This window comes from Novosphingobium olei (assembly GCF_012927405.1).
Lineage (GTDB): Bacteria > Pseudomonadota > Alphaproteobacteria > Sphingomonadales > Sphingomonadaceae > Novosphingobium > Novosphingobium olei.
On the sequence record NZ_JABBGM010000002.1, the window covers coordinates 780904 to 806565 of the forward strand.

The 25662-nt window shown below is 64.3% G+C and carries 24 protein-coding genes; 9 read left to right on the top strand and 15 right to left on the bottom strand.

Translation table 11 applies throughout. The features are described from left to right. The first annotated feature begins 7 nt into the window (after positions 1-7). The 4 genes from HHL27_RS07690 (at position 8) to HHL27_RS07705 (ending at position 5363) form a co-directional block, all read left to right on the top strand. On the top strand, positions 8-2479 hold the full coding sequence (locus HHL27_RS07690) for a TonB-dependent receptor (RefSeq protein WP_169492752.1): 2472 nt from the start codon (positions 8-10) through the stop codon (positions 2477-2479). A gap of 53 nt (positions 2480-2532) precedes the next feature. Then, positions 2533-4116 carry a flavin-containing monooxygenase gene (locus HHL27_RS07695; protein ID WP_169492753.1) on the top strand — a complete coding sequence of 528 codons (1584 nt, stop codon included), beginning with the start codon at positions 2533-2535 and terminating at the stop codon, positions 4114-4116. A 76-nt stretch (positions 4117-4192) separates the two neighbouring features. Then, entirely contained in the window at positions 4193-4828 is a 636-nt protein-coding gene (gene maiA, locus HHL27_RS07700) for a maleylacetoacetate isomerase (RefSeq protein ID WP_206069438.1), read from the top strand. Positions 4829-5120: 292 nt separating this feature from the next. Beyond that, positions 5121-5363 carry a hypothetical protein gene (locus HHL27_RS07705; RefSeq protein WP_169492754.1) on the top strand — a complete coding sequence of 81 codons (243 nt, stop codon included), beginning with the start codon at positions 5121-5123 and terminating at the stop codon, positions 5361-5363. Between the two features lie 26 nt (positions 5364-5389). On the opposite strand, the gene HHL27_RS07710 is transcribed toward HHL27_RS07705, so the two are convergent. The 3 genes from HHL27_RS07710 to HHL27_RS07720 form a co-directional block, all read right to left on the bottom strand. After that, positions 5390-7306 carry a linalool dehydratase/isomerase domain-containing protein gene (locus HHL27_RS07710; RefSeq protein ID WP_169492755.1) on the bottom strand — a complete coding sequence of 639 codons (1917 nt, stop codon included), beginning with the start codon at positions 7304-7306 and terminating at the stop codon, positions 5390-5392. Next, positions 7306-7656 (bottom strand): hypothetical protein, encoded by a 351-nt coding sequence (locus HHL27_RS07715; protein ID WP_206069439.1) that lies wholly within the window; start codon positions 7654-7656, stop codon positions 7306-7308. The genes HHL27_RS07710 and HHL27_RS07715 overlap by 1 nt, the downstream gene beginning before the upstream one ends. A gap of 83 nt (positions 7657-7739) precedes the next feature. Further along, entirely contained in the window at positions 7740-9482 is a 1743-nt protein-coding gene (locus tag HHL27_RS07720; protein ID WP_169492847.1) for a cation:proton antiporter domain-containing protein, read from the bottom strand. A gap of 164 nt (positions 9483-9646) precedes the next feature. Here HHL27_RS07720 and HHL27_RS07725 point away from each other — a divergent pair, with 164 nt between their 5' ends. Beyond that, positions 9647-9946, top strand: a complete 300-nt coding sequence (locus tag HHL27_RS07725) for a hypothetical protein (RefSeq protein ID WP_169492757.1) — start codon at positions 9647-9649, stop codon at positions 9944-9946. Between the two features lie 41 nt (positions 9947-9987). Here the strand turns inward: HHL27_RS07725 and HHL27_RS07730 are convergent, their stop codons facing one another. From HHL27_RS07730 to HHL27_RS07760, 7 genes are all read right to left on the bottom strand, one after another. Then, entirely contained in the window at positions 9988-10461 is a 474-nt protein-coding gene (locus HHL27_RS07730) for a PaaI family thioesterase (RefSeq protein ID WP_169492758.1), read from the bottom strand. Positions 10462-10579: 118 nt separating this feature from the next. Beyond that, a complete protein-coding gene (locus HHL27_RS07735; RefSeq protein ID WP_169492759.1) occupies positions 10580-11434 on the bottom strand; it encodes a TorF family putative porin in 855 nt (284 codons plus the stop codon). Positions 11435-11721: 287 nt separating this feature from the next. Beyond that, entirely contained in the window at positions 11722-13260 is a 1539-nt protein-coding gene (locus HHL27_RS07740) for a SulP family inorganic anion transporter (RefSeq protein WP_169492760.1), read from the bottom strand. After that, positions 13257-13952, bottom strand: coding sequence for a carbonic anhydrase (locus tag HHL27_RS07745; RefSeq protein WP_169492761.1), 696 nt, complete (start codon positions 13950-13952; stop codon positions 13257-13259). Before HHL27_RS07745 ends, HHL27_RS07740 begins: the two co-directional genes overlap by 4 nt. A 133-nt stretch (positions 13953-14085) precedes the next feature. After that, positions 14086-15396: an ATP-binding protein gene (locus HHL27_RS07750; RefSeq protein ID WP_169492762.1), complete on the bottom strand. Its 1311-nt coding sequence runs from the start codon at positions 15394-15396 to the stop codon at positions 14086-14088. 27 nt (positions 15397-15423) lie between these two features. Next, a complete protein-coding gene (locus tag HHL27_RS07755) occupies positions 15424-16149 on the bottom strand; it encodes a response regulator transcription factor (protein ID WP_169492763.1) in 726 nt (241 codons plus the stop codon). A gap of 85 nt (positions 16150-16234) precedes the next feature. Then, on the bottom strand, positions 16235-16510 hold the full coding sequence (locus tag HHL27_RS07760; RefSeq protein ID WP_169492764.1) for a hypothetical protein: 276 nt from the start codon (positions 16508-16510) through the stop codon (positions 16235-16237). A 208-nt stretch (positions 16511-16718) separates the two neighbouring features. Between HHL27_RS07760 and HHL27_RS07765 the strand changes: the two genes are divergently transcribed. Then, a complete protein-coding gene (locus tag HHL27_RS07765) occupies positions 16719-17867 on the top strand; it encodes a CaiB/BaiF CoA transferase family protein (RefSeq protein ID WP_169492765.1) in 1149 nt (382 codons plus the stop codon). 54 nt (positions 17868-17921) lie between these two features. Here the strand turns inward: HHL27_RS07765 and HHL27_RS07770 are convergent, their stop codons facing one another. Further along, on the bottom strand, positions 17922-18101 hold the full coding sequence (locus HHL27_RS07770) for a rubredoxin (RefSeq protein ID WP_169492766.1): 180 nt from the start codon (positions 18099-18101) through the stop codon (positions 17922-17924). 13 nt (positions 18102-18114) lie between these two features. Beyond that, positions 18115-19389 (bottom strand): cytochrome P450, encoded by a 1275-nt coding sequence (locus HHL27_RS07775; RefSeq protein WP_169492767.1) that lies wholly within the window; start codon positions 19387-19389, stop codon positions 18115-18117. Between the two features lie 108 nt (positions 19390-19497). On the opposite strand from HHL27_RS07775, the gene HHL27_RS07780 reads away from it, so the two are divergent. Then, positions 19498-20130, top strand: coding sequence for a TetR/AcrR family transcriptional regulator (locus HHL27_RS07780; protein WP_169492768.1), 633 nt, complete (start codon positions 19498-19500; stop codon positions 20128-20130). Here HHL27_RS07780 and HHL27_RS22690 read toward each other — a convergent pair. Together HHL27_RS22690 and HHL27_RS22695 are read right to left on the bottom strand one after the other, a co-directional pair. Then, positions 20108-20392: a LysE family translocator gene (locus HHL27_RS22690; protein WP_277350550.1), complete on the bottom strand. Its 285-nt coding sequence runs from the start codon at positions 20390-20392 to the stop codon at positions 20108-20110. The genes HHL27_RS07780 and HHL27_RS22690 overlap by 23 nt on opposite strands. Positions 20393-20408: 16 nt before the next feature. Then, positions 20409-20741 (bottom strand): LysE family translocator, encoded by a 333-nt coding sequence (locus HHL27_RS22695; RefSeq protein WP_277350551.1) that lies wholly within the window; start codon positions 20739-20741, stop codon positions 20409-20411. Between the two features lie 519 nt (positions 20742-21260). Between HHL27_RS22695 and HHL27_RS07790 the strand changes: the two genes are divergently transcribed. Further along, positions 21261-23729 carry a TonB-dependent receptor gene (locus HHL27_RS07790; RefSeq protein WP_169492769.1) on the top strand — a complete coding sequence of 823 codons (2469 nt, stop codon included), beginning with the start codon at positions 21261-21263 and terminating at the stop codon, positions 23727-23729. A 230-nt stretch (positions 23730-23959) separates the two neighbouring features. Further along, on the top strand, positions 23960-24964 hold the full coding sequence (locus HHL27_RS07795) for a LysR family transcriptional regulator (RefSeq protein ID WP_240959466.1): 1005 nt from the start codon (positions 23960-23962) through the stop codon (positions 24962-24964). A 146-nt stretch (positions 24965-25110) separates the two neighbouring features. On the opposite strand, the gene HHL27_RS07800 is transcribed toward HHL27_RS07795, so the two are convergent. Continuing rightward, positions 25111-25662 (bottom strand): FAD-dependent monooxygenase (locus tag HHL27_RS07800; protein ID WP_206069440.1); only part of this gene is annotated, 552 nt, incomplete at its 5' end.

Sequence of the window (25662 nt, forward strand, 5' to 3'; positions counted from 1 at the left end):
AGAACAAATGTCCTTCACCAAGACGCACTTGCTCTGCGCGCTTTTCGCCGGGTCCGCTCTGGCCACGCCAGTTCTTGCTCAGGCTCAGGCCACGCCTCAGGCCGATCAGGCCGATGCCGGCGGTACGCAGGAAATCATCGTCACGGCACAGCGGCGCGAACAATCGTTGAGCGAAGTTCCGGTTTCGATCCAGGCTTTCGGCAGCGAATCGCTCAAGAATCTGCGCGTCACCTCGACCGAAGACCTGCCGTCGGTGGCTCCGTCGCTGAACATTTCGCGCGGGTATCAAGGCGTGCCGATCTACACGCTGCGCGGCGTCGGCTTCAACACGATCAACCTGTCGGCCACGTCGACCGTCGGCACCTATCTAGACGAAGTGGCACTCGCCTACCCGTTCATGAATTCGGGCCCCGTCTACGATCTCGAACGCGTCGAAGTGCTGAAGGGGCCGCAGGGCACGCTCTATGGCCGCAACACCACTGCGGGGCTGGTCAACTTCATCACCGCCAAGCCAAAGGATACGCTTCAGGCCGGGCTGACGGTCGAGGCTGGCAACTTCAAGACCTTCAATTCGGAAGGTTTCATCAACCTGCCGCTTGGCGAAAGCACTGCCCTGCGTGCCGCCTTCCGTACGGAGGACAGCTGGGATGGCTGGCAGAAGAGCGCCAGCCGTGACGAAACGCTGGGCGAAAATCACCGCTATGGCGGGCGCCTCACGCTGACGACCCGTCCCGTTGACGGCATGAAGATCGAACTCGCCGCAAACGGCTGGATCAACAAGTCGGATGCGCTAGCCGGGCAGGCTGTCGGCTTCACGCCGAATACCGATCCGGCCAATGGCACCTTGTTCAGTGCCTTCAATGCCGCGGGCGTCGCCGATTACATCGCCACTAACAAGAACAAGTGGGACCAGGACCATGCCGACTGGGCGCCGCTTTCGCAGCGCGGCCCCGACATCGGTCGCGGCGCCGGCATCAGCGATCCGCTGCGCGAGGACGACTGGTTCATCGGCTTCCGCGGCCTGCTCGAATTCGAGATCACCCCTGACGTCACGTTCGTCGCGCTCACCGGCTACAATAAGGTCAAGCGCAAGGCGACGTTCGACTGGTCCGGCGCGCCCTACGAGATCCTGATCCAGAAGGCCGAGGGCGAGGCGCGTTCGATCAGCCAGGAAGTGCGCTTCCAGGGCAAGACAGGACCGGCGCAGTGGACAATTGGCGGGTACTTCTCGAACGACAAGGTGACTGACAACAACCGCACCCTGCTCGGCCAGAACGCCAACGTCGGGGCGGTACGCGGATTGATATTCGGCCTTGGCCTGCTCAACTCGCCGTTCAATTCGCCCGGCTACACTGCTGCCGATGTTGCGACCTCGTTCCGCACCTACCGCGATACGGCCGACTTCGACGTCGAGACCAAGAGCGTGTTCGCCAGCGCCGACTGGACGCTGACGCCCAGCCTGACGCTGACCACCGGCATCCGCTATACCCGCGATACGCAGGACTACGCCGGCTGCTCGCGTGACTTCAACGGTTCGATGCAGCCCAACGTCAATCTGTTCAACCGCGCGTTCTTCTACCAGGTCTACGGTGCCTTCACCGCGCCGATCGGCGTCAACCAGTGCAACACCTTCGATCCGGCGACCGGAACGTTCGGCATCGTCAAGTCGAAGCTCGATGAGGACAACGTGGCCTGGCGCGTCGCGCTTGGCTGGGAAGTCACTCCGGATGCGCACCTCTTTGCGTCGGTTTCGCGCGGCTACAAGTCGGGTTCGACACCGGTCAACGCGGCCAACATTTCAACGCAGAACGGTCCGGCGCGGCAGGAAAAGCTGACGTCCTACGAACTCGGCGCAAAGGTCTCGCTCGCCAACCGGGCCGTGAACATCAACCTGACCGGGTTCTACTACGATTACGGCGACAAGCAGCTCGCGGTCTACTTCGCGGACCCGATCTACACGACGCTACTGCGGCTCGACAACATTCCGAAGTCGCGCGCTTACGGCCTCGACGGCGACATGAGCGTGAACATCGGGCAGCATCTCAACGTCGCGCTCGCCGCGACACTGCTCAAGACCGAGATCCAGGGCTACGTCGGCATCGACGCGGCCGGTCTTACCAAGAGCTACGATGGTGCCACTTTCCCGCTCAGCCCCAAGTTCTCGGGCGCGGCGACGGTCACTTGGGACTCGCCGATCAACGACAAGCTGGCGTTCCGCGCGATCGTCAACGGTCGCTACCAGTCGTCGGCGAAGAACACGCTCGAGGATGATCCGCAGCTCAATCTGAAGCCCTACGGCACGATCAACGCTAGCATCGGCGTCCATGACGTCGATGACAAGTGGGACCTGTCGCTCTGGGCACGCAACCTGACCAACGAATACTATTGGGTCTCGGCCGCGACCAACGCCAACCTTGCGGTGCGCTTCCCCGGCCATAGCCGTACCTGGGGCGTCACGCTGCGGACCCTGTTCAAGTAAGCCGCAACAGCTTGCGGTAAATGACGGAAAAATAAGGAAAGGGAGGCTTGGGAATGCAGCGCCGCGAGGTCGATGCCGTTGTTGTCGGAGCCGGATTCGCCGGCATGTACATGAGCTATCTGCTGCGGCAGACAGGCTACGATGTGCAAGGCATCGAGGCGGCGGCCGACGTCGGGGGGACGTGGTACTGGAACCGCTACCCCGGTGCGCGTTGCGACATTCCCAGCCTTCTCTACCAGTATAGCTGGAACGAGGAGATCCGCACCTCCTGGAACTGGAGCGAGAAGTACGCGACCCAGCCCGAGATCCTTGCCTACGCCAACCACTGCGCTGACATCCTCGACATCCGCCCGCTGTACCGGTTCGAGACGCGGGTCACTGCCGCACACTGGGATGAGGCGGCGGACCGCTGGCTGGTGGACACGGACAAGGGCGAGGCACTTTCCGCCCGGTTCGTCATCATGGCGACGGGCGCGCTGTCCGTGCCAAAGGAACCTGACTTCCCCGGCCTCGACAGCTTCAAGGGTCCCCAACTTATTACCGGCCGCTGGCCGCACGATCCGGTCGACTTTGCCGGAAAGCGGGTTGCCGTTGTCGGCACCGGCAGTTCGGCCATCCAGTCGCTGCCGCACATCGCGGCGGCCGCCAGCCAGGTCTACGTGTTCCAGCGCACGCCCAATTTCAGCCTGCCTGCGCTTAATTCCCCGATCTCTGCCGACGAGCGCGAGGCGTTCGAGGCGGCTTGGCCGCTCTACAAGCAGGCGATCGATACGGGCGAGGCCGGCGTCGAACTGCTGCCCGAAGACTGGAACCCGACCGACGAGGAACTCGCCGAACACGTGAAGATCCTTTGGAACGGCGGCGGCCTTGTCTCGACGGTGCAGATCCCGCGCCTGACCAAGGACGAACGTATTAACGATGCCGCCTGCGACTTCGTGCGCAGCCAGATCCGCGCGCTCGTCAAGGATCCTGTGACAGCCGAGAAGCTCTGTCCGACAAGCTTCCCGATCTCGACCAGGCGCGCCTGCGTCGATACCGATTACTACGTCACCTACAACCGCGACAACGTCACCCTCGTCGACCTGAACGAAGGCGCGATCGAGGAGGTCACCACGCGCGGTATCCGCACGGCCAAGGCGGAATACGAAGTCGACATGATTGTCTGGGCGCTCGGCTTCGATGCCATGACAGGTGCGCTCACCCGCGTCGACATTCGTGGCGAGGAGGGCAGGGCGCTCAAGGATGCGTGGTATGCAGGCCCCGCGATGTGGATGGGCATGATGGTCGCGGGCTTCCCGAACCTTTTCACGATCACCGGACCCGGCAGCCCCTCGGTGCTGATGAACGTCATCCTTGCCGGAGAACACAACGTCGAATTCGTGCATGCCGTGGTGGAACACATGCGCAGCCAGGGGCATGCTCGTGTCGCCGCCGACGAAGCAGCGCAGGATGCCTGGGTCGATCACGTCCGGCGCGAGGCGGAGGGCACGCTCTTTCCGCGCGCCAACTCATGGTACATGGGGGCCAATATTCCCGGGAAACCGCGGGTCATGCTTCCCTATGTCGGCACCGACTACAAAAAGCGTCTGAACGCCATACTTGAAGAAGGTTTTCCGGGCCTTCGCTTTTCGACCTGACGTTCAAAGGACACGAAGCTTGCAGCGCGGCCTTCGGGATGCTTGACCGGCGTCAAACGAAAGGGAGACGTCGCCGATGGCATCGCCGATCCGCCTGCACGGCTATTTCCGCTCGAGCGCGTCCTGGCGCGTGCGCATCGCACTCGCGCTGAAAGGCCTATCGTGGGAGACCATTCCGCACTCGCTCGTCGATGGCGAACAGCGCGATCCAGGCTTCCTAGCGCTCAATCCGCAGGGCCTGGTCCCCGCACTCGAGATAGACGGACTGGTACTCACCCAAAGCCTGGCGATCTGCGAATACCTTGACGAGACCCATCCACAGCCTCCCTTGCTGCCCCCCGACGCGGCCGGACGGGCACGGGCGCGGGCGCTGGCCCAGGCGATCGCATGCGATCTTCACCCGGTGCAGAACCTGCGCGTGCTGCAACGCATCCGCGCGATTGCCGGGAATGCCGATGCAGGGACGATCTGGGCCCGCGAAACCTGCGACCAGGGGCTTGATGCCTTTGCCGAGTTGGTCGGGGAAGGCGCGGGCGCGTTCTGCCTGGGCGACGCGCCGGGCCTTGCCGATCTGATCCTCGTCCCCCAGCTTGCCAACGCCCGTCGCTTTGGCTGTGACATGCGTTGGCCGCGCTTGCTGGCGATCGAGGAGGCGTGCCTTTCCCTCTCGGCGTTCGCGTCGACTGCGCCCAGTGCCGTGGAGCAGGGTTGAGTCGCCAATCCCGCAGGTGCGAAGCGCCAACCAAAAAATGTCCGATCACTCAAGAAGACCCGAACCGGTTTCTTTAATTGTCTTGCCGGACAATCGGTTGGCGAGGTCGCTTCGTTGTGGAGAAATTTACCACTTCCGGTCCCTGCACATTTGTACAACGAACGGTGGCAGGGAACGGAACGGTGGCAGGAAATAACGACTGTCTCCCGTAAAGGCAGGTGTCGCGCTTGCCGGATCAACCAGCGCCGCGCCCTTCGGGAAAATCCCGACCAAGCGTGGAGAAATGCGCCAGATGAGCCTGACGATCCGCACCCGCAACTCCACGATAACCGTTACCACGCCCTCAGGGTATCCGATCGGCACCGCCGCCCAGCCCAACAGGGCCAATGACACCGCACTCGATGACGCGGCATTCCACCTGCGTGAAGCGCTGCTCCATCTGGACCTGACCGAGAACCTGATCGCGGCAGCCTATGTCGATCAGGCACTCTCGATGCTGCGAGGGCACCGCGTCTCTCGGGCCAGCGAAGCCTGAGCGGTCCGGCTTGGCTCGCTGCGGGGTCAGGCGGCGCGCAAAGCGATAGCTACGCGACCTTCGAGTTGAACGGTGAAGTCCGCATTGCCTGCACCGTCGGCGACCAGCTCTTGCTCCAATGCACCTTCCAGCAGGTAGCGCCGACCCGGTTCCAGCTGGGAAATCCCAATTCGCCGCGGGCCGGCGTCGGCGCCTTGCACCAGCGTCGCTTCCAGATCGGTTCCGTCGCTCCAGGCGCGCGCGACCAGTACCGCCGGGTATTCCAGCGTTTCGATCATCGGCCCGGCGAGCGCTGCCTTGGCCGGCCCCTCGGTAAAGGTGCGGCGGAAGTCGCCGGTTTCCATCAGCAGGCCCATGATCGCGGTGGCGTTGCTGATGTTGGATCCCTTGTTGAAGCGAAGGACGCCTTCGCGCACCTCCGGCTCGCAATCGTGGAACAGCCCGGCTTTTGCCGCATGTGCGATCCGCGCATCGCCGAACTCGCGCGCCGACACAAGGTACGTGCCATAGGCGCCGACATGCCCGGTACCGTACTTGCCGGCATCCAGTCCTTCACCCGGCATCACCATGCGTGGACCGTCCGCTTCCTCGACGATGATGGGCTCGATCTCCTCGCGGGCGATGGCCCATAGCTGGCGGGCACGCTGCGGCAGGAAAGCGCTTTCGAAGAAGGCATAGCCTGCCTCGCCAACGGGGAAGGGCACCGGCATGCCAGTCCACTGCGAACGCAGGCCGACGATCGAGCCCGAGCTGTCGGTGAACTCCTCGTCGATGCCGCGCAGCCAGTCGGTCATGTGCCGGTCCACCAGCCGCGATCCGGTGACCGCGTCGTGGGTGACCAGGCTCAGCATCCCGTAGTGGTTGCAGATCGGATAGAGCCAATTGGGCTCGCAGGCGAAGATGCCGAACTTGGCGACGGCGTAGTTCCGATCCACCGAGGCGTTGAGGCTACCGAAATCGTGCTTCCACGCCTTGCTGTCGTTCAGCCGGAACGTCAGGCTGCCCGGCTCGAGATAGCGCCGGTCGCCGGTCGCGAGCGTATAGCCGCCGACATGGGCGCCGAACCAGCCGGTCAACATGATGTTGTCCTTGGCTGCCGGGTCCCAATCGGTGAAGTTGAAGTGGCCCCAGCAGCTCTCCAGCACCCAGTAGTCCCAGACTTTCTTCTCGAGGTACTTCTCGATCAGGTTTCGCTGGGCAAGGCCCATGTAGCCACGGAAATTGGGGACGTAGGCGGTCTGCGCAATCGCCAGCGCGAAGCCCATGTGGTTGATCTGGTAGCGCAGCGCGGCAGGCTGGAACTGGTCGATCACGGTGAAGCCGCCGAACTCGCCCACCGGCTGCAGCGCGCGGTCGAGCAGATAGCGCAAGCCTGCAAGCTGCTCGTCGTCCATCTCGCGCTTTGCCGGATCAGGCTCGCGCGCCGATTGCTGCGTCACGTCCATGAACGCGCGCGGCAGGAATGCCTCGCGTGCCTTCGCCTTTTCGAGCCCTGCGGCATGCGCCCTGCGATTGTTGCGGGCGAAGGCAAGGATGACAGCGCCCGCTGCCAGCGGTGCGGCAATCGGTGCGCCGGCCCAGGTCGTCTCGCCTGCCATCGCGCTGGCCAGGATCGCGCTGCCAAGCCAGACGGTCGCCGGCGCGATCACCGCACCTGCCCAGAACCATGCGACCAGCGAGGCCACGAACACGACCGCCGTCAACGCGAACAGCAGCATCGCCCAACCGCCTACAGCGAGGAAGCCGCCTCCCGGCACGATCAGGCCGATACCGGCCGCCTGAAGCGCCGGGCTCGATCCCAGCAGTGTCGGGGCAAGGCCGAGCGCGCACATGCCGAGGTAGATCGTCCAGGTTCGCCGCTGGCGCGCTGCGGTCACCGGTCCCTTGCGGCCACGGTGTGGCGAAAGCCCGGGAATGTCGCGGGAAAGGGGTATCGTGGCCATCAGTTCCTCCAGCCCAGCGGGGCGCAGATGTTCTTGTGAATAAGGGCAATGATCGCGGGATCGGTCGCGGACGCGGCTGTGGTAAGGGTGGCGGAAGCCACGGCCGGTCCCGCCAGTGCGGCCAGCAGCAGCGCCTCGACCGCGAGAACAGGGCGCGACAGCAGGCCATGGCGCCGCGACGCGGCCGCACGCTTCGGCGCGGGTGTCACCGTTGCAAGGCTCCACGCGACCGCGGCGTCCTTGCCCTCGGTGCTGGCAAAGCCCAACGCGCGCATCATGGCCCGCAGCGGTGCGAGCAGGCGCATCAACAGGAAAACCGCGAAAGCACAGCAGGCCATCGGCGCATCCATCTCCACGAGCTATTTTCTGGTCAAGCTATCCTAGAAAATGGATGCCGTCCAGCCCGTGGTTGCGATGCCGTCGCGTCTGCCGGTCAGGCCGGTGCGCTGCCCGGCGCCAGCCGGTCGGTGATGATCCGGTCGCGCGCGGCGCGCACGTCGCCCGCTGCGATCTGCACTTCGAGCCGTTCGCGGTCGTTGTTGCGATACCGGTCCTCGGCCTTGTTGATCGCTTCCTGGCTCAGCCCCAGCGTGTCGAGCGCCGAACGGGACATCAGCACGGCCGATTCCATCACTTCACGCACCACCAGCGTGGTCGGCGCATCGCGCAGCTTTACCATGGCGCGACGATCGAACGCCCGCACGAAGATGGCTGCGTCAGGAAAGGTTTCGTGCACCGCTTCGATCAGGTCGGGTGAGAGCTGATCGCCATCCAGGCAGAACAGGATGACCTCCGCCTCCGCCGCCCCGGCCTGACGCAACATGTCGATGCGCGTGCCATCACCGAAATAGACCTTGGCGCCGAACTGTCCGGCAACGTCGATCATTTCCACGTCGGTGTCGATCAGTGTCACGTCGATCCCGCTCGCCAGCATCATCTGGCCGACTGTCTGGCCGAAGCGGCCATAGCCCACGATAAGCGCGCCGGCGCGCTCGCCGGTGGGGCCTTCGCGAACCTCGGCAGCGCCTGCCGGGGCCTCGCGGATGCGTGCCGTGGCCATCATCAGGAATGGCGTCGTCGCCATCGACAGTGTCACCACCGCTCCGAAGATGCTCGCGGCTTCCGGCGCGATCAGCAGTGCGTTCTGCGCCTGTGCGAACAGCACGAAACCGAATTCGCCGCCCTGGCTGAGCAACAGGCCCATGGCGAGGGCGGGGCGCCATCCCATCCCGAACAGGCGGGCAAGGCCGAAGATGACAACCGCCTTCACCGCGATCAGCGCGAGCGCCATCGACACGACGAAAACCGGATTGCGCGCGATCGCGCCAAGATCGAGCATCATGCCAACGGCCAGGAAGAACAGGCCGAGCAGGATCGAACGGAACGGTTCGACGTCGGCTTCCAGTTCGTGGCGATAGGGGCTGTCGGCGAGCATCACGCCGGCGATGAACGCGCCGAGCGCGGTGGAAAGCCCCAGCGCTTCCATCACCGCGGCGCTCGCCATCACCGTGAACAGCGCGGCGACCACGAACATCTCGCGTTCGCCAAGGTTGCCGATCAGGCGGAACAGCGGCCGGATCGCGAAGCGGCCCGCCAGCACGAGCCCCACAATCGCGCCGATCGTCTCCAGCCCGAGCAGCCAGCCCGGAGGTCCGCCCGCATCGGCGGGATTGCGGCTCAGCGCTGTGATGATCGTGATCAGGGGAATGATCGAAAGATCCTGAAACAGCAGGATCGAGAAGGTGCGTTCCCCAAAGCGCGTGCGCAGACGCCCCGCCGATTGCAGCATCGGCAATACCTGCGCGGTCGAGGACAGCGCGAGCGGCAGGCCCAGCGCAAATGCCGCCGGCGCGGAGAAGTCGGTGAACGCGAAGATCACGCCCGAAATGGCCAGACCACACAGGATCACCTGCAGGCCACCAAGGCCGACGATGTCCTTCTTCATCCGCCACAGCCGCGACGGATCGAGCTCCAGCCCGACAAGGAACAGCAGCAGCGTGATGCCCAGCTCGGCAAAGCCCAGCTTCTGTTCGGCCTGGCCGACAAGGCCCAGCGCCTGGGGCCCCACGACCGCGCCTGCCAGCAGGTAGCCCAGCGTGGCACCAAGGCCCAGCCGCCGGAACACGAGCACGAAGACGAGCGCAAAGCCCAGCAGCAGGAAGCCATCGTGGAGCATCGATCCCGCTTCGTTCACTTATGGCCGCCTTTCAGTTGACCCGGCGACGATATGGCGAATGCCTGCATCGTCAAGCGCGCGTCCAATTCATGTCGAACGATAGGAATCAATTGACACCGGTGTAGGTTGCGGTGACGTTTCGCCCATTCACAAGGAGGATGCCCATGTCGATTTCCGGTACCTATGAATGCATTACAAAGAGCCCGATGGGCGAGCAGAAGTCTACCCTGACGATCACCGCCGATGGCGACAGCTTTACCGGCACCAATGCAGGCCCGATGGGTTCGGTCGACATCAGCGACGGCAAGATCGACGGCAACACGCTGACCTGGATGATGAAGCTGACCGCGCCGATGCCGATGACGCTGGAAGGCAAGGCCACCGTCGATGGCGATTCCTTCGCCGGCGAAGTGAAGGCAGGTCCCTTCGGAACCTTCCCGATGACCGGAAAGAAGGTCGGCTGACGTTTCCGTTCAAGGCGCTCCACCGTGCGTGGGGCGCCTTATCAGTGCGAGACGAACTTCGTCTTCACCCGTTTGATCGCGCCTGAAAATGCCAGCACGTTTACGCCTTCGCTGGTGATCATGCCGCGCACGAAGATCAGCCCGCCGCCCTTGCGGACAATTTCGCCCCGGGCATACAGCGGCACGTCGGCGGGTGCGCCGCTGACGAATTCCGAATTCATCGTCACCGTCACGCCGTGAACCACGTCGCCGTCCTCGGCTGCGATCATGAACAGCGCGAAGTCCGCAAAGGTCATCAGCGTTCCGCCGTGGACCATCCCGTGGCCGTTGAGGTTCTTGGTCGTCGGCAGGAACCCGCACAGGATCTGGCCCCGTTCGTCGCGGCAGACCCTGAACGGACCCGCTAGGCCCTCGAACGGGTCTTCGGGAAACCACTCCCACCACCCCTCGAACGGGGCGTCGGTAACCTGGCGCAGATAGCCGCCATTGAATGGGGGAGTAGGGGGCGTCGTCATGGCGTTCCCGCTGCGACGGCAAGGGGCGCAGGTCAAGCGACAAAAAAGTCCCCCGGCCGCACGTGGTGGCCGGGGGACAGTCGCGTCAAGCTTGTAACGTGCGGCAGGGTGTCGTTCGTCAGAACGCCGCGGTGAGCGAAAACACCACCGCTGCGCCGGCGATCGAGCCGGTGCCATCCTGCCCGCGCGAGAAGCTCGGCTGCAGGTAGGCGGCCTTTTCCTTGGTGATGTCGGTGTCGACGTAAGCGACGCCCACGGTCAGCGGGGTGCCGGCAATGGCGTAGTCCGCACCGATCAGCCAATCCCAGTATTCGCCGGTCGGCGCGACCGAGGTGGCGAAGGGCCCCAGGCCCTTGTTGCCCTTCGAATAGCCAATGTGGCCCTTCAGCGTCAGGCCGGTGTTGGGCACGCCCGCTGCGGCATCGCCCCACAGATAGAGGTTGTCGTTCTTGTCGCCCGGGTTGGTATAGACACCGGCGGCGGCATCCGCGCCCGTTGCGTACCAGGCGCCCAGCGCTTCCTGTTGCGGAGCGTAGGCGACACCGGCAGTCAGCGTGACCGGGCCGGTCGTGCCCGAAACCTTGATATAGGGTTCGATGAAGTCGGTGTTGTCGAAGCCCTTGGGGTACATGTACCAGGTCGCGCCGACATCGATCGTCGCATTGCCGACGGTCTTCTTGTAACCTGCGATCAGGTCCAGCTCCATGTTGGCGCCGCCGAAGGTTCCCCACCCGGCCAGGTTCGACCCCCAGGTGCCGACATAGAAGCCGCTTTCGTGGGCAATGGTCAGGCCGCCCTGAATGGCGAGATTGCGGTCCGACTGCGACACGCCGCGGAAGCGGTATTCGGAAACGAGGCCGACGCTGCCCGAAACGGTGATCGGCTTGGCTTCTTCGTCCTGTGCCATTGCGGGCGCGGCGAACGAGATCGACAGCAGCGCCGCGGACAGCGCGCAAAGGTTGCGGAACTTCATCTTGGAACGTCCTCCCTGACGTGGGTTTCCGTTCCACCTGCGGTCCTGGTGCGGCCTCTCTGGATGTGGAGACCATCGCCCGGGACTGTTCCTTAGCTACGCACCACGCGTTGCCCTCCATTGGCTAGTTCGTGACGAAACGTTGCTGTGTTCGCAAATGCAAAAAAATGCCGGACCGGCAACCGATGGGGATCGGCGCCGGTCCGGCCAGCCAGGGGTGCCGGAAAACGGGGGTCTTTGCTTCCGGCGCACCCCGTCCGATCCGCAACGAACCGGACGGGTAACCCTCAGGCCGAATGGGCCAGCGGCCTGAGGATCGGTTCGGGGCCGGTGACGTGCACCGCAGCGCCGCGCTGGCGTCGGCGCGCAAGCCATTCGCCGAGCGTTTCCGCCGTGGTGTGGTCCATCACCTTCACGCCATTGAGGTCGAGGTGCACGCCCTTGTCGGCCGGCACGCCTTCCAGCACGGCGTTGATCCGGGTGAGGCCCAGGAACGTCGCCGCGCCTTCCAGTTCGACCTTGTGGGTATCGACCATCTCACGCTCGGCAACCTTGAGCTTGAGGTTGCGAGCGTGCGGCAGCAGTTCGAGCAGCGACAGCGCAAGGCCCACCAGCACACCGGTCAGCAGGTCGGTTGCCACCACCAGCACGAAGGTCGCGGCCCAGATCAGCGCCGGCACCACGCCGTGCGTCTTGAACAGGTGGGTCGGATGCTTGAGGCTGACGAGCTTCCACCCGGTCACCACCAGCACGCCGCCCAGCGCCGCCATCGGCACTTCGCGCAGCAGCCAGGGCAGCAGCGCCACGAAGCCGAGGATCCACGCGCCGTGTAGGATCGTGGAAAGCCGGGTGCGGGCGCCCGCCTGCACGTTGGCCGAAGATCGCACGATCACTCCGGTCATCGGCAAAGCGCCGAACACGCCGCACAGGAAGTTGCCGATGCCCTGCGCGCGCAATTCCTTGTTGTAGTCGGTGCGCGGGCCATCGTGCATGCGGTCGACCGCTGCTGCCGAAAGCAGCGTCTCGGCGCTGGCGATGAATGCGATGGCAATGGCGGACGCGATCAGCGATGGGCTCGTCAGCAGGCCCAGCACGCCCGCTTCGGGCAGGGCAAAGGCAGAGGCGATCGAATCCGGCACGGCGATCTTGGCGACCTGCAAGCCGCCCAGCCACGCCACCATGGTAGCCGCCAGCACGCCCAGCAGCGCACCCGGAACCAGCGAAAATCTGGCGGGCTTCAGCTTGTCCCAACCGATCATCACGCCGATGGTCAGCAGGCCGAGCATCAATGCCAGTTCGGTCGAACGGATATCGCTCGACAGGCCAAGGATGCGTCCGGGCATCGCGGCCAGGTTTTCGATGCCGTTCGACAGTGGCTTCGCGTCGAACAGGATATGGAACTGGCCGATCACGATCAGCGCGCCGATCCCTGCAAGCATGCCGTGCACCACCGCCGGGGAAATGGCGCGGAACATGCCGCCCAGCTTTGCCACGCCCGCCACCAGCTGGATGGCACCCGCGATCAGCAGGACCGGACCGAGCGCCGACAGGCCGTTGTCGCGCACGAATTCGAACACGATCACGGCAAGGCCGGCGGCAGGGCCACTCACCTGCAGCGGCGATCCCGCGAACAGGCCAACAACGATCCCGCCGATGATCCCGGTCACCAGTCCCTTTTCGGGCGGAACCCCGGAAGCGATGGCGATGCCCATGCACAGCGGCATCGCCACAAGGAACACTACGATGGATGCGGTGAAATCGCGCGCGCCGTGTGCGAACAGGCCGCTACGCGCCGGGGCGTCCGCGGTTGCGGATAGCGAGGTCATTCGGCAGCCTCGGCCAGCGCGGGTTCCACGGCAAAGCGCGGCGCGGCCGGCAGCGCGACCGGCAGCGTGCGGTCCTCGCGCATCACCACGAACTGGCCGGTGTCGCCATCGAGGCCCAGCACCTGGCCTGCGCTGATGTCGACGAACCAGCCATGCAGCGCCATTTCACCGCGCGCGATGGCCGCCGCCACCGATGGGTGCGTGCGCAGATGCGCGATCTGCGCCTTGATGTTTTCAAGGCTTACGGCGCGGACGCGATCATTTCCGTAAAGGTGGGGCGAACAGGTCGACACCACGTGTTCGGCTGCTGCACCGTGGCGCAGCCACGCGACCACGTTGGGCATGCCTTCGGGCACCTCCGGGGCGGCCAGCGCCTTCATCGCGCCGCAGTCCGAATGGCCGCAGACGATGATGTCGCGCACGCCCAGCGCGACGACGGCATATTCGACGGTGGAGGACACGCCGCCGTTCATCGTCGCATAGGACGGGACCATGTTGCCTGCGTTGCGGCAGACAAACAGCTCGCCCGGCTCTGCCTGCATGATCTGTTCGGGCACGATACGCGAATCCGCGCAGCTGATCATCAGCGCCTTGGGGCTCTGGCCCTCGGTGGAAAGCTTGCCGAACAGCTCGCGGCTGTCGGGAAATACGGTCTTCTCGAAGCTGAAGACCCTGCCGATCAATTCGTTCATGTTCGCGTCTCCTATCCGTAGCGGATCAGGCGACCGCGGCGATATGCCGCGACTGCGAACAAAAGTTAATGGGTCTACCTTGCGGCTTTCGGGCCCCCGCGTAACGAAGTGTTTCGGCTGTTTCCCGAAGGCTTCAGACCACCGCGCCGGGCAGGCGGATCACCGCTGTCAGCCCGCCGCCCTCGCGATTGAGCAAGTGCAGCGACCCGCGCTCCAGCTTCACAGCGCGGCGCACGATGGGCAGGCCAAGCCCCATGCCTGGCGTGTCGCGTTGGCGCGCATTGTCGAGCCGCACGAACGGCTGGAGCACATCGTCCAGCCGGCCGTCGGGGATGCCCGGGCCGTCGTCCTCGATCAGGATCACCGCATCGCGTCCTTCGCGCCGGACGGACACGCGTGCGCGCTCGCCATAATGGATCGCGTTTTCGATCAGGTTGGACAGCGCGCGGCGGATCGACACGGAGCGGGCCATGATCTCGAGCCGATCCTCCCCATCGTAGGTCGCGTCCTTGCCTTCGTCCTGTGCGCTGTCGACCAGGGTCGCTGCCATCGCCGCAAGGTCGATGCGTTCGGCGGGAATGTTGGTGCCGCCACTTTCCACGAAGGCTTGCAGGCTTGCCAGCAAGTGGCGCATCTCGGAAATGTCGCCGTCCATCTCGGCCAGCGTCGCCGGGCTCAGGGATGCATTCTCAAGCCGCAGCTGCAGCCGCGAAAGCGGCGTGCGCAAGTCATGGCCGATCGCCAGCATCGATTGCGTGCGCGTCTGCAGCGAGCGGTGAATGCGCTGCTGCATCTGGTTGAACGCCCGGATCAGCTGGCGCACTTCCTCGGGCCCCGCTTCCTCCAGCGGGCGGGGTTGGCCCGAACCGACAAGGCGAGAAGCCTCGACCAGCCGTTCGAGCGGCCGCAGCGTGAAGTGGAACAGCGCCCAGGCGAGCACTGCCAGCACCACCGTGGGCAGCAGGTACGACGCGATCCGGCCAAGGTTCAGCGTCCACGCACCGCTGGCGCTGGTCTCGAAGCGCAGCACGGTGCGGTCGGGCAGGATCATCGTGCCCGAGACGTTACCGCCGCCGGGCAGCGACTTGAGCGAGAGCTGGAGGTCGGATGGCGCAAGTTCGGGCGAATGCTCGACCACTTGCGCGCGCAGCGTCGACAGCGCGAGCGACCCGCTGGCCCGGCTGCCGTTCGGAGTCCAGGCTATCACGAAGCGCGGCGAGCTCAACGCCTGCGCAACGCCAGGCCGGTCCTTCGCCGGCGTACGGTCGATTGCGCGGCTCGCCACGACCAGCGTTTCGGCGATGCGCGCGGCATCGTCCTGGCGCAGGGCGAAGGCGCTGGCGCGGTCGAACAGCAGGGTGTTGGCGGCAAAGTCGATGAGCGCGACCAGCAGCAGGATCGCAAGCAGCCGTTCGGGCAGACCGAAGCGTCGCAACAGGTTCACTCCGTGTCTATAGCGGATTTGCGCGGCTCAGTCGCGCTCGACTTCGGCCCGCAGCATGTAGCCGACCCCCCGCACCGTCACGATCGGGGCATTGCCCCCGGCCGAGGCGAGCTTGCGACGCAGGCGGCTGACCAGCACGTCCACGCTGCGGTCCGAACTGTCACCCAGCCGCGTGCGCGAAAGCTCGATCAGCCGCTCGCGGCCGAGCACGCGCTGCGGCTGGCCCACGAACGTGGCCAGCAGGTCGAATTCGGCGCCCGTCAGGTCGACCATAGCGCCCGATGGCGAATGCAGCTCGCGCCGTGCCAGCGACAGCGTCCAGCCGTCGAAGCGCACTTCGCCGCCGCGCCGGCCGCCGGTGCTGCCCGAGCTGTCCTCGCCCGTGCTTTCCGTCCGGCGCAACACCGCGCCGATACGGGCGAGCAGCTCGCGCGAGCTGAACGGCTTGGGCAGGTAGTCGTCCGCGCCAAGCTCGAGGCCCAGCACGCGGTCTTCTTCGCTGCCGCGCGCCGAAACGAAGATGATCGGCACGTCGCTCTGTCGGCGTAGCCGCCGGAACAGCTCGATCCCGCTGGTGCCGGGCAGCATGATGTCGAGCACCACCAGATCGGCGGGCTCGGCTTCGAGCGCCACCCACATTTCGGCCCCGGTCGCGGCGGTACGCACGGCATAGCCGTGTTCGCGCAGCGCCCGCGCCGTCAGCGTACGCAGGGGGCCGTCGTCTTCGACAAGGACAATGGAAGGGGCGGTCATGCGGCTCCGATGGGCAGTGGTTGTCGAGAGAGGTGTTTAGGGGTGGGCAGGGGCGCTTTCAACCACGCCCCTGCGCCATGCCGGATCAGCGGACCTCTTCCTTGGTCACCGCCGCCTTGCGCAGAGCGAGCGCTTCGGCATGGGGATCGGGGCGCGTGCAGCCGCGGTTCTTGCTCGGATCGGGATGGCAAAACTTGCGCGGGGTGGCTTCGGCGGTCTTTGTGCCGGCACCCGGCTTGTCGAACACGGCGAGTGCGCTGCCGCAGTGCTGCGGGCGCGGGCCGCTGGGGTTACAGGCAAGGGCAGCGCCGGCCGGCGAGACCGGAGCGGCGAAAGCGAGAGCGAGGGTCGAAAGCAGCATCGGAAATCTCCACCGCAGGGATTGCGATGACGACCAGCTAATGTGTCCAGCTTTTCCGGCGCTCCTCTAGGCCGTGACAAAGTATTTCCTGCAGTCGATTGCCCCCGGTTTTACGCAACCGCCCCGTTTGAACGGGCTTGCCACTGCGATGGCGGGCGTTTAACCGCTCGATTAACCCAAGCGGACGTAGCGGAAAAGGGAGATGCGCATGACTGGTCCAAGGATGCTCGAAGGTATGCGCGTCGTCGATCTGACATCGGTGGTGTTCGGCCCTTACGCTACGCTCACGCTCGCTGATCTCGGCGCCGAAGTGATCAAGGTCGAAGGCCCGACCGGCGATCAGTTCCGCTACGCCGGCATGCCGGTCAAGACGCGCGGGATGGGCGCGTGTCACATGAACCTCAACAAGGGCAAACAGTCGGTCGTCCTCGATCTCAAGACCGAGGACGGCAAGGCTGGCCTCACCCGGCTGCTCGCAACCGCTGACGTGTTCATCCACAATGTCCGCGGCAAGGCGGTTGAGCGGCTCGGCTTCGGGTATGAAGCAGTCAAGGCGATCAAGCCCGACATCGTCTACGTCCACTGCGTCGGCTTTGGTTCGGGCGGCCCTTACCGAGATCTGCAGGCCTACGATGACGTTATCCAGGCCGCGACCGGAACCGTCGGCCTGCTGCCGCGCGCCAATGGCAACCCGCGCCCCCGCTACATCCCTTCGCTCATTGCCGACAAGGTCGCCGGTCTCCACGCCGCCTATGCGACGCTGGCGGCGATCGTCCACCGCCTGCGCACCGGTGACGGCCAGTTCGTCGAAGTGCCGATGTTCGAAGCGTTCAGCCATTTCATGATGCTCGAACATCTCTACGGCAAGACGTTCGTGCCGCAGCCCTATCCCGCCGGCTACCCGCGCCAGATCGATGCCGAACGCCAGCCGTTTCCCACCGCCGACGGCTGGATTTCGATCGTGCCCTACACCGACCAGTCGATCGGCCTGCTGGCGGAACTGCTCGGCGCGCCGGAACTGATCGAGGAGCCCCGCTTCGCCGATCCGCTTTCGCGCATGCAGAACATGACCGCCTTCTATGCCGAAATCGCCAGGCGCACCCCTGCGAAGACAACCGAGGAATGGTGCCGCATCTTCGCCGAGAACCAGATCCCGGCCATGCCGATCCGGGACATCGAGGACCTCGTCGACGATCCGCACCTCCAGGCTGTGGACTTCTTCCAGCATCGCCAGCACCCGACCGAAGGCGAATACCTGCGCACCCGCGCGCCGGTCAGCTTCTCGGTCGGTCTGGACGAACCCGGTCCCGCGCCCACCATCGGCGAACACAACGACGCGCTTTTGGGGAAAGGCTGAGCGACGAAAAGGGCCGGAGCATCGCCCCGGCCCTCCAGCCTCGGATCTCAGGCCTCAGATCTCTTCCATGTCATAGTCTTCCTTGCCCACGCCGCATTGCGGGCAATAGAAGTCGTCGGGAATATCCTCCCACCGCGTGCCGGGCGCTATGCCATCTTCGGGCAGCCCCAGCTCTTCGTCATAGACGAAGGCGCAGTAGCGGCAGCGGAACTTACGGAACGGCCGATCCGACATCGCGCCGCTCCCGTCAGTTGGCCAGCGTGAAGCGGATCGGCACCGACTTCGGCCCGCTGACGAAGCTCGATTGCGTCAGCTTCGGGGTGCCGGCCAGCGCCACCGTGTCGATCTTCGGCAGCAGCTCTTCCCACAGGATGCGCATTTCCATGCGCGCCAGGTGTTGGCCAAGGCACACGTGCGGGCCCGATCCGAACGCCACGTGCTTGTGGATCGGCCGGTCGATGCGGAACTCGAACGGAGCCTCGAACACGTCCTCGTCGCGATTGGCGCTGTGGTAGGACAGCATGATCCAGTCGCCCGCCTTCACCGGCTTTCCGCCCACTTCGGCATCGACGATCGCGGTGCGCATGAAGTGCTTGACCGGCGATGCCCAGCGGATCGTTTCCTCGATGAAGCCCTGCATCGCCGAAGGATCTGCCTTCAACTTGGCCAGCACATCGGGGTTCTCGGCCAGTGCCCACATCGCCGCAGCGGTGGTGTTGGCGGTAGTGTCGTGCCCGGCGGTTGCGGCGATGATGTAATAACCCATCATCTGCCGATGGGTGAGGTAATCGTCGCCGATCTTGGCGTTGGCGATCAGGCTGTTGATGCACGCTTCGGGGTTGGCGCGGAACTTCTTGGTCACCTCGCCGAAGTAGCCTTCCAGGTCCAGCATGGTCTGCTGCATCAGTTGCATCACCTGCTCGGGCGGCACTTCCTTCTTCTCGCGGTTCATGTCCGGATCGTTCGGCCCGAACAGCTCCTGCGTCAGCTTGAGCATGAACGGCTCGTCCTCTTGCGGGACGCCCAGCACGCGCATCACCACGCGCAAGGGGTAAAGGAACGCGACTTCCGAAGCGAAGTCGACTTCCGGCCCCTTGGCCAGCATGTCGGCAACGAATTCGCGTGCGATCTCGCGGATCTGCTCTTCCAGCACTTTCAGCGCCTTGGGCGTGAAGGCGGGGAAGGTAAGGGCACGCAGGTCCTTGTGCTCCTGCCCGTCCACCTGCACCAGCGAACGGATCAGGTTGCGCTCGCCACCGGTGACGAACTGGACGAAGGCATCGCCGGCCTTGTCGGTCAACGTCGCCGAACGGGCGGCGTTGTGGAACACGTCGGCGCGGCGCTCGATCTCGAGCACGTCGGCATGGCGGCTCGCAACCCAGAACGGGTCGAAGCCCTCGGGCTCGGCAATGTCGAACGGCGCATTGTGTCGCAACTCGGTAAAGGCGGCATCGAGCCGGTCGCGGTCCGCATAGGCGCGCGGATCGACGATCGTCTGGGCAATCTCGGTCTTGATGGTCACGGTTATCCACTCCCGGCTTCTGGCTTGTCGCAATTAAGATACTATATGGCCGTCCAGCAAGTTGCAAATTGTCCGCGGTCAAATTTTCTGCCATTTGGCCTCCTGACCATGACGAAAGTGCGAAAGACCCAGGCGGAACGCCGCCAGCAATCCGAGCAGGGCCTGCTCGTCGCCGCGGCAGAGGTCGTGCTCGAACACGGCTACACCGGCGCTACATTCGACCGCATCAGCGAACGGGCGGGTTATAGCCGCGGCCTCGTCACGCTGCGCTTCGGCTCGAAGGACGGGCTGGTCGCGGCGATGATCGAATTCCTCGGCAACCAGCTCGAGGAGATTTATCGCGAGCGCCTCGAAACCGCGCGTTCGGGTCGCGAAAAGATGCTCGATTTCGTCGATGTGTTCATGCTGCGGCTGGAAGAGGATCGTCTCACGCGTGCCTATTTCGTGCTTCTAGCCGGCGCGCTCGGCAACCTCTTGCCTCAGGCACGCTATTTCCTCGAGCAGCATGAAAAGGTGAAGGAACTGCTCGTCGGCCTGATCCGGGAAGGCATGGCGGACGGCACGCTCAGGGCGAACATCGACCCCGAAACCGCTGCGCTCGCGCTCGGCTGCTTCCAGCTGGGCGTTGCCATCCAGCACCAGCTCGATCCGGCCATGCCGCTCGACGCGATGCGTGCGTTTGTGCGCGGCTTTGCGGGCCTTCCGCAGCCGGCAACGCCTATTTCGCCAGCGCCAGCCTGACTCCGAACGCGATGAAAACGCCGCCGGTCACCCGGTCGAGCGCCCGGATCACCGTTGGCCGTCGCAGCAGCCGCCCGGCAGGCACGGTTGCTGCGATCAGGATGGCGAACCAGATCGCACCCAGAAGCACATGGATCATGGCGAGCAGGAAGGAAAAGGCCGCCACGCTCGCTCCGGGCGGAATGAACTGCGGCAGGAAAGTCACGTAGAATACACCGACTTTGGGGTTCATCAGGTTGGTCAGCAGGCCCTGCCGCAGCAAGCGGGCAGATTCGTTCTTAACTGTCGAGCTGGGCAGCACGGCGTCGAACGTCGAACGTCGAACGCGGATGCAGTACGAGCCGCGCGCCGAGATAGAACAGGTAGACCGCGCCCGCCCACTTCACCGCCGTGAAGGCCATTTTCGACGTTGCAAGCAAGGCGCCCAGGCCGACCGACACCGCCGCACCCCAGACAAGGCAGCCAAGCCCGATTCCGACCGCGGCGAAAGCTGCCGGGCGCGGCCCTGCAGCCGACGCCGCGCGCAGGACCATGGCGGTATCGACGCCGGGCGTGACCGTCAGCAGGGACGCTGCGGCGACGAACGCGAGCAGGGCTTGCAACGTAGTCATGGCAATCCGCCTCGCTAATGATGGGTCCGGAATGCGGTTGTTGAGAGGTTATCGGCGACAACAGGTTGTCGCCAACGCCCTTGTTCGGAGCATGCCACAGGCAAGTTGACACGAACCTTGCGTATGCAAGGATACCATGCGCTTTCCTACATCAACGACGCGGCCTAGATTGCGGTCGATGATGGCAGAAAAACATATCAATACCAGATGCTTGATATGACGCGACGGCGTCGGCGCGATGGCCTGCACAATGCCTGAAGTTTTACGCCAGAACACTGTCAACTTCGTCAACTTGGTGGACTGGGAAACGCGCCGCTGGAGTTATCCATGTCGTGGAGATGACGGGTCCAGCACCGTGGCAGGGTGCCGATTTGGATCCATGATCGCGGTGCTCGTGGGCCCCCACGAATTTGATTCGTGGATATCACGTCATCTATTTTTTCGGCGGGATATTCTCGCTGGCCGACCCTAACGACACGAGAACAAGACAAACGCGCTTTTTACCTGGGGAGGAAAATCATGCGCACCGTGCTACTGGCATCGACCGCTCTTATCATGTCATCCGTGTCGGCTCATGCCGCACAGGCGCAGGCCCAGGGCCAGCCTGCTGCCGGTCCTGAAGCATCTGCCACGGCCGACAGCGGCATCGGCGAAATCATCGTCACCGCGCAGCGTCGCGAGGAATCGCTGCAGAAGGCTGGCCTAGCTATCGACGCGGTGAAGGGCAGCGATCTGCTCGAACGCGGCATTGCCAATGCCGGCGAAATGACCAAGGCGGTGCCATCGCTTTCGATCCCGCTGCCGGGAGGCAACGTCGCTTCGATCTTCATCCGCGGTGTCGGCAACATCACCACCAGCAGCTACAACGATCCTGCCGTGACGCCCAGCTACGATGGTGTCGTGCTGGGTCGCGGCGGCGGCCTTCTTGGCGCGGCCTTTTACGATCTGTCGCGCGTCGAAGTGCTCAAGGGGCCGCAGGGCATCTTGTACGGACGCAACGCCACGGGCGGTGCGGTGAACATCATTCCGGCGCGCCCCGAAATCGGCAAGAATTCGATGGGCTTCAATGTCGCGTTCGGCAACTACGACGCGGTTGACGCCGATGCGCACGTGAACCTTGGCGTCAGCGAAAACAGCGCCCTGCGTCTTGGCGCCGCCTATTCGACCCGTGACGGCTACAACCGCGATGGTACCGACGACGTCAAGCGCGGTTCGCTTCGTGCGCAGTTCCTGGTCGAGCCCTCGAGCGATCTTTCGATCCGCGTTGGCGCCGATTACACCCATCTGGGCGGACGGGGCGCCGGCGGCACCTACATCGGCGGCTTCATCCCCGGGGCATCGGGCTACACATTCGTGCCTTCGGGCCTGGATGCAAGCGAGGGCTTCAACACCCCGAATGCGAATGCCTTTCGCCAGCAGAACCTCGGCGCTCCGGCGTTTGGCTTCCTTTCGGCGATGAACCGCGATCAGAGCCAGGACAGCACGTACTGGGGCGTGAACGCGGAATTCAACTGGAAGACGTCGCTGGGCAAGGTGACCGTGATCCCGGCTTATCGCGAGAGCGTAGACCACAGCTTCTTCTACGGTCCTGCGTTCAACATCGCCAACACCAATGAAAAGGCCAAGCAAGCCAGCCTCGAGGCGCGTCTCGCCGGCAGCGCTGGCATGTTCGACTACGTGCTAGGCGCGTTCTACTACAACGAGAAGATCAACGCGCTCAACCAATACAACCAGGAATTCGTCCTTCCGCTGCAGGCATACAAGCAGAAGACTGAAAGCTATGCCGCGTTCGGCCAGCTGACGGCCCACGTGACCGACAGCTTCCGACTGATCGGTGGTGCGCGATATACGCACGACAAGAAGTCGATCGATGGCCTGATCAACAACTTCATCACCTTCTGCGGCGGTCTGCCCCCCGCTTTGCTGACCCCGCCGGCATCGTTCGGCGCGGGGTGCGCGGTGCCGGGCAACATGCCCCATTTCCCGAACTTCCTGACCACGGGCGATACCATCAATTGGCTGGTCTCCAACGGCTGGATTGCCGCGAACAGCACAGACCAGCCCGGCTATCAGGTGTTCCCGCTGAACAACGGCGTGGGTGCAATCCTCAAGACCTATAACCCGGTGGTGGATACCCAAGGCTATTCGCGCGTGACGTGGAAGGCTTCGGCCGAATACGATGTGACACCGGACAACCTGCTCTATGCCACGGTGGAAACCGGCTACCGCGCGGGCGGCCTGCAGATGACCGAGAGCAAGACCACCTACAAGCCCGAATTCATCACCGCCTACACCATCGGCTCGAAGAACCGCTTCTTCAACAACCGGGTGCAGCTGAACCTTGAAGGCTTCATCTGGAAGTATCGCGACCAGCAGATCACCTACTTCACGGTGGACACGTCGGGCACGTTGATCAGTTCGAACGAAAACGCGGGCAAGGCGACGATCAAGGGCTTCGACGTCGACCTGGTGGTCAAGCCGATGGCGACGACGACGCTGAGCGCCAAGGTCCAGTACCTCGACAGCAAGTACGACGACCTGCACCTGTTCACCGCTGCTCCGCGTGACAACTTCGGCTGTCCGTTCACCCTCACGGGTGCGGTTGCCGGCGGTGCGCCGGTGAAGGACTTCAACTGCTCGGGCAATCCGTTGCTGTTTAGCCCGAAGTGGACGGTCAATCTTGGCGCCGAACAGGTCGTTCCGTTAAGCGATGCGCTCGAACTGGTCGCCAACGTGGATACGGCCTGGCGCGACAGCCAGTGGGGGGCGTTCGAATACCTCGATTTCGAACGGATCCCTGCATACTGGACGACCGATGCCTCGCTGACCCTGCGCAAGCCGGGTGGAGCATGGTCGCTCACCGGCTACGTGCGCAACATCGAGAACAAGCGTCGCAATCTCGCGCCGCAGGCGTCGCCGCTTGGCGTTGCGGTGGGGCACTTCTCGGCGCCGCGAACCTACGGTCTGCGCCTGTCGGGCAACTTCTGAGGTTCCGGCCGGAAGAACAAGGGGGGCCACTGGAAAGACGGCTTCGACGGGCTCTGGCTCGATCGCGGTCCGTTCGAAAGTGGCCACCACTTTCTGTAAGCCGGCTCGGCGACCGCCGCGTTCCTCACCGATCTGGCAGCGGCGACGGTCAACCGCGCACATTTTGGGCATGACGCGCTCCCTGCTACTACACCTCCAACGCGCCCGTGAGAGATTGAGGCGCTGCGGAGATGGCAATGCGTTTCGGAAGGCTTGACCTTAACCTTCTCGTCGCTCTCGACGCGCTTCTGGCCGAGCGCAGTGTCAGCCTTGCGGCAGAGCGGCTCTGCCTCTCGCAATCAGCCACATCCAGCGCGCTTGGGCGATTGCGCGAATATTTCGGCGACGAACTGCTGGTCGTGAAGGGCCGCAGCATGATCCTGACAGCGCGTGCCGAACAGCTGATCGATCCGGTGCGGGCCGTGCTCGAGCAGATCCGTACGACGGTGTCGGTCGCACCCCCGTTCGATCCGGCGACGGCGGATCGGGCGATCCGGATCATGGCGTCCGACTATTCGACCGAAGTGCTGCTGGCCGGCGTCCTGGCGGAACTCGAGCGCGTTGCACCGGGCATTCGCTTCGAAATCCAGCCGATGAACGATGCTCCGGGCGAAGCGATCGATCGCGGCTACATCGATCTTTTGCTGACGCTGGACTACGCGATTTCTCCTGACCACCCCAGCCGCGTGCTGTTCGAGGACGATTTCGTGGTGGTGGGCGATCGCGGCAATCCTGCGCTGGCAGGTGAAATGACGCGGGATGTCTATTTCAGCCTCGGCCATGTGACCCCACGGTTCGGCAAGTCGCGGGTCCCGGCCTTCGAGGACTGGTTCGTTCGCAGACAGAAGCTGCAGCGGCGCGTGGAAGTCGTCGCGCCGACCTTCATGTCGTTGCCAGGGCTGATCGTCGGCACCACGCGGGTTGCCACGATGCACCGGCGAATGGCCGAGATCGTCGTCCGGTCGCATCCCGTCGTCACGCGCGAGATTCCGTTCGACATTCCCTCCATTCGCGAATGCATCCAGTGGAACATTACGAACAATAACGACCGCTGCTTGCAGTGGATCGTCGAAAGGTTCGTGGCTGCAGGAGGCTCAGACCGTGGTGCAACAAACAACGTGGTGTCTATTGCAGGGCACCTTTCGATGGATCGGGCGGAGATCGATGCGAACTTCCGGAAGGATCACGGCCAGTAACGGGGGGGGAGGGCGACGTGATGGTGCGCCGCCGCTCGAAGCAATGATCGAAAGCTAGTGAGAGGTCATTCCTGAGCGGGGGAGGAGAGCGGGCCAGCCAGTTGGACTGTCCCGCTGAAGCCCCGTTCAGCGGTCATCCCACAGGTTCAGATCGGGCGCGCCAGGATGACGATGCTTTCGCCCATGATCTGCGCGACGCGCGCATCGTTACCGCCGGCCTGTTCAAGATCGCCGATCTTGACGCTGTTTTCGACGACGACCTTGCTCCGCTGCCAGCGACGTTCGCCGAATGCGGCGAGGGCGGACTCCACATCTTCGGCATCGGCAAGCATCTCGCCGATAAGCAGGCCGTCTTCGACCGAAAGGCCGGCCCCGGAGGCGAGGTGCGGCGTGGTTGCGTGAACCGCATCGCCGATAAGGCCGATGCGGCCTGCGTGCCACGGCAGGGGCACAAGCAAGGCTTCAAGCGGACGATAGTTGATGGCCGAATCTTCGCTCAGCCCGTCGTGCACCGTCCTGATCGTGCCGGCGAGCGGAGCAAGCAATTCGCGCATCCGGGGCAGCAGCTCGTCATCGGGAATATGGGGATTGCCGGGCATTTTCACGTTCGCGAACAGATACATCTGGTCAGGTGAGCAGGGATTCACGCCGACCTTGTAGTCCGAGCCGAAATAGATTTCCGGGCTGGTGACCGCCTC

Excerpts from the sequence above, each read along its gene's own strand:
- HHL27_RS22695 (WP_277350551.1), bottom strand. The coding sequence starts at position 20,741 with ATGACTACGTTGCAAGCCCTGCTCGCGTTCGTCGCCGCAGCGTCCCTG.
- HHL27_RS07760 (WP_169492764.1), bottom strand. The coding sequence starts at position 16,510 with ATGCTGCTTTCGACCCTCGCTCTCGCTTTCGCCGCTCCGGTCTCGCCG.
- HHL27_RS07755 (WP_169492763.1), bottom strand. The coding sequence starts at position 16,149 with ATGACCGCCCCTTCCATTGTCCTTGTCGAAGACGACGGCCCCCTGCGT.
- HHL27_RS07690 (WP_169492752.1), top strand. The coding sequence starts at position 8 with ATGTCCTTCACCAAGACGCACTTGCTCTGCGCGCTTTTCGCCGGGTCC.
- HHL27_RS07780 (WP_169492768.1), top strand. The coding sequence starts at position 19,498 with ATGACGAAAGTGCGAAAGACCCAGGCGGAACGCCGCCAGCAATCCGAG.
- HHL27_RS07720 (WP_169492847.1), bottom strand. The coding sequence starts at position 9,482 with ATGCTCCACGATGGCTTCCTGCTGCTGGGCTTTGCGCTCGTCTTCGTG.
- HHL27_RS07740 (WP_169492760.1), bottom strand. The coding sequence starts at position 13,260 with ATGACCTCGCTATCCGCAACCGCGGACGCCCCGGCGCGTAGCGGCCTG.
- HHL27_RS07710 (WP_169492755.1), bottom strand. The coding sequence starts at position 7,306 with ATGGCCACGATACCCCTTTCCCGCGACATTCCCGGGCTTTCGCCACAC.
- HHL27_RS07695 (WP_169492753.1), top strand. The coding sequence starts at position 2,533 with ATGCAGCGCCGCGAGGTCGATGCCGTTGTTGTCGGAGCCGGATTCGCC.
- HHL27_RS07725 (WP_169492757.1), top strand. The coding sequence starts at position 9,647 with ATGTCGATTTCCGGTACCTATGAATGCATTACAAAGAGCCCGATGGGC.
- HHL27_RS07730 (WP_169492758.1), bottom strand. The coding sequence starts at position 10,461 with ATGACGACGCCCCCTACTCCCCCATTCAATGGCGGCTATCTGCGCCAG.
- HHL27_RS07715 (WP_206069439.1), bottom strand. The coding sequence starts at position 7,656 with ATGGATGCGCCGATGGCCTGCTGTGCTTTCGCGGTTTTCCTGTTGATG.
- HHL27_RS07705 (WP_169492754.1), top strand. The coding sequence starts at position 5,121 with ATGAGCCTGACGATCCGCACCCGCAACTCCACGATAACCGTTACCACG.
- HHL27_RS07735 (WP_169492759.1), bottom strand. The coding sequence starts at position 11,434 with ATGAAGTTCCGCAACCTTTGCGCGCTGTCCGCGGCGCTGCTGTCGATC.
- HHL27_RS07770 (WP_169492766.1), bottom strand. The coding sequence starts at position 18,101 with ATGTCGGATCGGCCGTTCCGTAAGTTCCGCTGCCGCTACTGCGCCTTC.
- HHL27_RS07745 (WP_169492761.1), bottom strand. The coding sequence starts at position 13,952 with ATGAACGAATTGATCGGCAGGGTCTTCAGCTTCGAGAAGACCGTATTT.
- HHL27_RS07790 (WP_169492769.1), top strand. The coding sequence starts at position 21,261 with ATGCGCACCGTGCTACTGGCATCGACCGCTCTTATCATGTCATCCGTG.
- HHL27_RS07795 (WP_240959466.1), top strand. The coding sequence starts at position 23,960 with ATGGCAATGCGTTTCGGAAGGCTTGACCTTAACCTTCTCGTCGCTCTC.
- maiA (WP_206069438.1), top strand. The coding sequence starts at position 4,193 with ATGGCATCGCCGATCCGCCTGCACGGCTATTTCCGCTCGAGCGCGTCC.
- HHL27_RS07765 (WP_169492765.1), top strand. The coding sequence starts at position 16,719 with ATGACTGGTCCAAGGATGCTCGAAGGTATGCGCGTCGTCGATCTGACA.